We start from the raw sequence: 5,013 nt of genomic DNA, 5'->3' as shown, positions 1-5,013 counted from the left end.
ACCTGATGAAGTCCCGGGTCGTGATCGAGGGGCGCCGGGTCCTCTCCTGCGACGGAAAAGAGGGGATCTGCTGGTGAGCGGGAAAGACCCTGAGACGGCGCCACCCATCGTCGGATGCTTCTCCAGAATCATGAATCATTCTTCCCACAGGTTCCGTGAATCGATCCGGTGTTCGTCGTCCGGCACGCAGGCGGTGACGACCCGAGCCCGGGCCAGTGCTTCGCCATTCCCGCAAGGCCACACCCTCCGGAGAGGGGAACCTATCCCGAAAACGGCGCGGCTCTGATCGAAAAGCCCCTGCCGGGAGGGGGACACCCGCTCCTGCCCCCCCGGGCATCGATTAACCCGGGCCTCGCGGGGGAGGTCACCTTCATACCACCCGGTTACAGGCATGTGGCCGCCAAACGGTAAGGGGAAGTCCATCTATGTAGCGGTCATGTCCGAACCTCCGGCGCTTACCGATCACTTTAAGTGATTGTTGACTACAAAGTAGTATACTTATGTATCAACATTCCTTCGTGGACCGGGCAGGTGAACTGCAGTTCCTCACCGATCGATATCGTTCCCCGGTTCCGGAATGCCTGATCCTGTACGGGAGGCGGCGCGTGGGAAAGACAACGCTTCTTGCCCGATTCCTGCAGACTGTCCCGGGATTTTACTTCCTGGCATCAGAAGAAGGGACGGCAAGGAATGTCCAGGATTTCTCCCACTATGCAGGGGAGTACCTGAACGATCCGGATTTTGAGCGGAGTCGATATCCCGACTGGGAGGCGGTCATAAAGGCGCTGGTCAGGCACCGGAATTTTTCCCCTCCTCCGGGGAAGAAAGTGGTGATTGTCATCGACGAGTTCCCCTACCTCATCGCACGCGACCGGGCCACGCCTTCCGTCTTTCAGAAGGTGTGGGATACGGTGCTCTCCCGGGAGCCGGTGATGCTCATCTTATCGGGCTCGTCGGTCAGCACGATGGAGACCGAGGTGCTGGGGTACACAAGCCCGCTCTACGGCAGAAGAACGGGGCAGTGGCAGCTCGAGCCTCTCTCCTACCCCTACCTTCGCCGGTTCCTCCCCTACGACGAGGAGGAACTCGTCATGACGTGGTGCGCGATCGGTGGAATTCCTGCTTATCTCCGTCTATTTCGCCCCGACCGAACTTTTTGGGAGAACGTGGAGGAGCAGATTCTCCGGAAGGGAGCATACCTTTACTCCGAAGCCGAAATCCTGATGCAGTATGAGTTCCGCGAAGCAGGGAACTACATGGCTATTCTCCGCGCTCTCGCCGCGGGGTACACTATACTGGGGCCCCTCTGTCAGGAGACCGGGCTTGATAAAGGGTTGGTCTCCAAGTACCTTGCCGTCCTCTCGCGTATGCACCTGATCGACGACGAGGTGCCGGTGACCGCCCATGCCGGCTACCGGAGAAGGCATTACCGGCTGACCGATCCCTACCTCAGGTTCTGGTTCCGTTTCGTGTATCCCCGGAGGGCGGAGACCGAGACGGGGCAGAGCGGGGAGGTGCTCGCCTCCATCAGGGAAGAGATCGCGCCCTATTGCGGAGAGATGTTCGAACAACTCTCTCTCGACCTCGTTCGCAGGGGAATCGTGTTCTCCGGCTCCTCGTACTCGCGGCTGGGACGGTGGTGGCAGAAGGAGACGGAGATCGATCTCGTTGGCCTGAATGAGGCCTCCGGGGATGCCCTCTTCTGCGAATGCAAATGGTCTGCTCTCAACCGCCGCCAGGCCCGCGGCATCCTTGCGGCACTCCGGGAGAAAGCCTGTGAGGTGAGATGGCGAAACGAGAGCAGGAACGAACGTTTCGCCCTGGTAGCAAAGAGCATAGAGGGCAAAGAGGAACTGAGAGAGGACGGGTACCTGGTCTGCGACCTGGAGGATATCGCCCGGCTTTCGCGGGAATACCTGACACGGATGGGCGGGTGAGAGAGGATCTCTCACGCCGCATGCCGCGTGATCGCTCCCGCGCCGATACTGACACGCTGGTCTCAGTTTGATGATTGTTCGTTTCCGCCGGCGATCAGGGGGATGATATCGCTCCGCTATGCCACCCTGCTCCGCGACGTCGACCACGGGCCGTTCTCTCATGTCTTTGAGATTGCAGAACTCCTCCGGCGGGGGGCGGCGGTCGCCGCCTACGACCCCCTTGCTGTACCTTCAATGCGGCGGGTCTTCCCCGGGATCGACTACGCCGCCTCGGCCGCGGATGCCCTCCGTGGGGCCGACGCCTGCCTGGTGATGACGGAGTGGCCGGAGTTCTCCGGCCTTAACGGGGAGTTCGACCTGATGAAGTCCCGGGTCGTCATCGAGGGGCGCCGGGTCCTCTCCTGCGACGGGAAAGAGGGGATCTGCTGGTGAGCGGGGCAGGCGCATACTCTCTCGTGACCGGGAGAGGACGATCGGGTACGAGGCCGGCGTGCTCTCCCTGTACCTCGACTACACGGATACGCTCAACTGGTTCGACCGGGTCCTGCTCACGAGGGCCTGACATGGCTCAGGGTTCGCTTTTTTGAACGACGATATTTCCCCTGTGCTGGGCGTTACCCTCAACCGACCGCTACGTAGATGGCTGAAGACCGCGAGCGGGGAACCGGGAACCCGTCCTCCCGGAGCCCCTCGATGTGGAGTTCGATCGCCTCATGCATCCGCTCTTCCGCTTCCTCACGAGTCGCTCCGGTCGCTACGCACCCCGGGAGATCCGGGGAGTATGCCGAGTAGTTGCCGTCGGTCTGCTCGACGATGACAAGAAATCGATACGTTATTCATTCCTCCCTTTAAGCCCTGCCTGTTTGAGCACACTATTCAGCGTTCCCGGAGCAAGTTCGTCCGCCGGATGCCCGGCGATGGTGATCCTGCCCACTTTGGATGGATGCTTATACTGCCGGTGACTGCCCCGGGTCGCCACCAGATACCATCCGTCCGCTTCGATCATCTTTATGCAGTCTTTCACTTTCATTCTTTCCCCGCCTTTTCCCAATGACTGAAACGTCCAGGAACCCCGGGTGACACGTCACGCTACTGCTCCATAACTATACAGCGAAGGAATGTTCCATATCCTTTATGCTCTGGTTCTGGATATCCATATTCCCCGGGGTTCGGCACCGGAAGACCATTTGGTCACCTGGTACGCCCTGCGTTCAAATTCATCACGCACACGGCCCGAATAGAATTGACCAATCCCCGTTGTTCCGGTGATGAAAGGTCTATTTATGGTCAGCACGGATCAGGATTCTATGTCTGCTACGGAGAGCATACCCATATCGGAAGAGACCTATAATCAGATTCTGGATCTCAGGCGCCCGGGTGAGACGCTCAACGACACGGTCGCGAGGCTGGTAGAGAACGTAAAAAAAACAACGACTTACGGACGATATCGAAGAAATCATGGCCCGCAACGAGTTCGTGGAGCTGAACCTGTGACATTCCGCCTCATGGCGTAAACGTGTGCTTGATTTCGTGATACGCATGTGATCCGGATTGTGACGCTCACATTTCCATCACATTCTCCGACAAGAAACGTGAGCGGGTGTGCTTCATCTCCCGGAGCAGCTTCACGACCGGCCTTGCTCTTCCAGCCGACACCGGGAGAGCCACCACGGGATCAGACCCGCAAGCCGGCGTGCCCCGGGGATAGGTATACTAGAGAGAACGGCACATATCCCGATCAGGAATGGACGGAGTCACCTGCGAGCCCGGCGGAGAATGCGCGAGGATCATCCATGTTCTCCGCGAGAAAAAGAAGTACCTGGCAGAGACCTATCACGTTGGATCCATCGGCATCTTCGGCTCGTGCCGGCGTGGCGAGGAGCACGAAGGAAGCGACGTGGACATCCTGGTCGAGTTCTCCGAGGTACCGGGGATCTTCGGGTTTATCAGGCTTGAGCAATATCTCTCCGAACTTCTCGGGCGGAAGGTGGACCTCGTTGAGAAGAGATCGCTTAAACCTCGTATCGGCCGCCGTATCCAGAAAGAGGTTGTATACGTGTGAAGACGCCGCGAAGTACCCTTGACTACCTTGACGATATTCTTGACGCCGCAGGCAAGATCGAGATCTTCACCCGGGGCATGTCCTATGAGGAGTTTGCCGGGGACGACAAGACAGTCTATGCGGTCACACGAGCACTGGAAGTGATCGGTGAGGCGACGAAATGCATTCCACGGCAGTGCGATGTTCCCGTGGAACGGAGCTCGAACACCGGAGGTGTGAGGTCAGGGAAAGGTATCCCTCGCTTCCCTGGAGCGAAATGGCCGGTATGCGTGACAAGTTGATCCATGCTTATTTCGGGATCAACAGGGCGATCATCTGGAGAACGATCCGGGACGATATCCCTCCGCTCAGATCTGCGGTGCAGTGCCTCCTCGGCGATCTTGCCGCGGAGGAGGCCGGGGATTGACCTCCGGGATCGTTTCTTCCCGGAGTGGCGGCCGGGAAACCCTCCACCTGCGCGTTATCCGCCCGCCCCTTCTTTTCCCGGAATAGCACCGGAACCGTTCGATAATCCCCACGGCCGAAAGAGAACCGTTAATATGTGCGATGTCGAGACTTTTAGTGAGTAACCATGATCACGTCCCCGTCCGCCGACCGGATCCCCACCCTCCCCGGGGGCGGTCCATGCCGGTAAGGCAGGGGCTGATCCCCGCTGCGGGCTCCGGGTCGCGGCTCGGGCCGTTCACGAACGCGATCCCCAAAGAACTCCTCCCCGTGGGCGAGAAGGCGGTGATCGAGCACGTCGTCGAGGCGATGTCGCTTGCCGGCATCACGGACATCGTCATCGTCGTCTCCCCGCACAAGCACGGCCTCTCCGACTACCTGGGCTCGGGCAAGCGGTTCGGCGTCGACTTCACCTACGTGGTCCAGGACGAGCGGCTCGGCCTCGCGAACGCCGTCGCCGCCGGCGAGCACGTCATCGACGGGACGTTCGCCGTCGTCCTCGGCGACAACTTCTTCGCCCCGAAGACGTTCCTTGCCGACCTCATCGACTACCACGCCGCCCACCACCCC

At 59.8% G+C, this 5,013-nt stretch carries 8 protein-coding genes; 6 read left to right on the top strand and 2 right to left on the bottom strand.

Annotation, left to right across the window (positions count from 1 at the left end):
* Window positions 1–518: 518 nt before the first annotated feature.
* Entirely contained in the window at window positions 519–1,937 is a 1,419-nt protein-coding gene (locus BRA62_RS09095; RefSeq protein ID WP_292366250.1) for an ATP-binding protein, read from the top strand.
* A gap of 102 nt (window positions 1,938–2,039) precedes the next feature.
* The gene (locus tag BRA62_RS09090) at window positions 2,040–2,369 is read left to right on the top strand and encodes a UDP binding domain-containing protein (RefSeq protein WP_292366249.1); all 330 of its coding nucleotides are present in this window, start codon (window positions 2,040–2,042) and stop codon (window positions 2,367–2,369) included.
* 188 nt (window positions 2,370–2,557) lie between these two features.
* Here the strand turns inward: BRA62_RS09090 and BRA62_RS09085 are convergent, their stop codons facing one another.
* Together BRA62_RS09085 and BRA62_RS09080 are read right to left on the bottom strand one after the other, a co-directional pair.
* On the bottom strand, window positions 2,558–2,773 hold the full coding sequence (locus BRA62_RS09085; RefSeq protein ID WP_292366252.1) for a type II toxin-antitoxin system HicB family antitoxin: 216 nt from the start codon (window positions 2,771–2,773) through the stop codon (window positions 2,558–2,560).
* A complete protein-coding gene (locus BRA62_RS09080) occupies window positions 2,770–2,967 on the bottom strand; it encodes a type II toxin-antitoxin system HicA family toxin (protein WP_292366248.1) in 198 nt (65 codons plus the stop codon). Before BRA62_RS09080 ends, BRA62_RS09085 begins: the two co-directional genes overlap by 4 nt.
* A 714-nt stretch (window positions 2,968–3,681) precedes the next feature.
* Here BRA62_RS09080 and BRA62_RS09075 point away from each other — a divergent pair.
* The 4 genes from BRA62_RS09075 to BRA62_RS09060 all read left to right on the top strand — a co-directional run.
* Window positions 3,682–3,999, top strand: coding sequence for a nucleotidyltransferase family protein (locus BRA62_RS09075; protein WP_292366247.1), 318 nt, complete (start codon window positions 3,682–3,684; stop codon window positions 3,997–3,999).
* 77 nt (window positions 4,000–4,076) lie between these two features.
* On the top strand, window positions 4,077–4,280 hold the full coding sequence (locus BRA62_RS09070; RefSeq protein ID WP_292366251.1) for a HepT-like ribonuclease domain-containing protein: 204 nt from the start codon (window positions 4,077–4,079) through the stop codon (window positions 4,278–4,280).
* Complete coding sequence (locus BRA62_RS09065) at window positions 4,265–4,405, top strand: DUF86 domain-containing protein (RefSeq protein WP_292366246.1); 141 nt, start codon at window positions 4,265–4,267, stop codon at window positions 4,403–4,405. The genes BRA62_RS09070 and BRA62_RS09065 overlap by 16 nt, the downstream gene beginning before the upstream one ends.
* Before the next feature lie 218 nt (window positions 4,406–4,623).
* A partial coding sequence (locus tag BRA62_RS09060) for a sugar phosphate nucleotidyltransferase (protein WP_292366245.1) occupies window positions 4,624–5,013 on the top strand: 390 nt, incomplete at its 3' end.

The organism is Methanoculleus sp. UBA208 (assembly GCF_002498065.1).
Lineage (GTDB): Archaea > Halobacteriota > Methanomicrobia > Methanomicrobiales > Methanoculleaceae > Methanoculleus.
Note: the sequence above shows the minus strand (reverse complement) of the source record. Positions and strands in the feature narration are given on the sequence as shown.

Excerpts from the sequence above, each read along its gene's own strand:
- BRA62_RS09090 (WP_292366249.1), top strand. The coding sequence starts at position 2,040 with ATGATATCGCTCCGCTATGCCACCCTGCTCCGCGACGTCGACCACGGG.
- BRA62_RS09075 (WP_292366247.1), top strand. The coding sequence starts at position 3,682 with ATGGACGGAGTCACCTGCGAGCCCGGCGGAGAATGCGCGAGGATCATC.
- BRA62_RS09070 (WP_292366251.1), top strand. The coding sequence starts at position 4,077 with ATGTCCTATGAGGAGTTTGCCGGGGACGACAAGACAGTCTATGCGGTC.
- BRA62_RS09080 (WP_292366248.1), bottom strand. The coding sequence starts at position 2,967 with ATGAAAGTGAAAGACTGCATAAAGATGATCGAAGCGGACGGATGGTAT.
- BRA62_RS09065 (WP_292366246.1), top strand. The coding sequence starts at position 4,265 with ATGCGTGACAAGTTGATCCATGCTTATTTCGGGATCAACAGGGCGATC.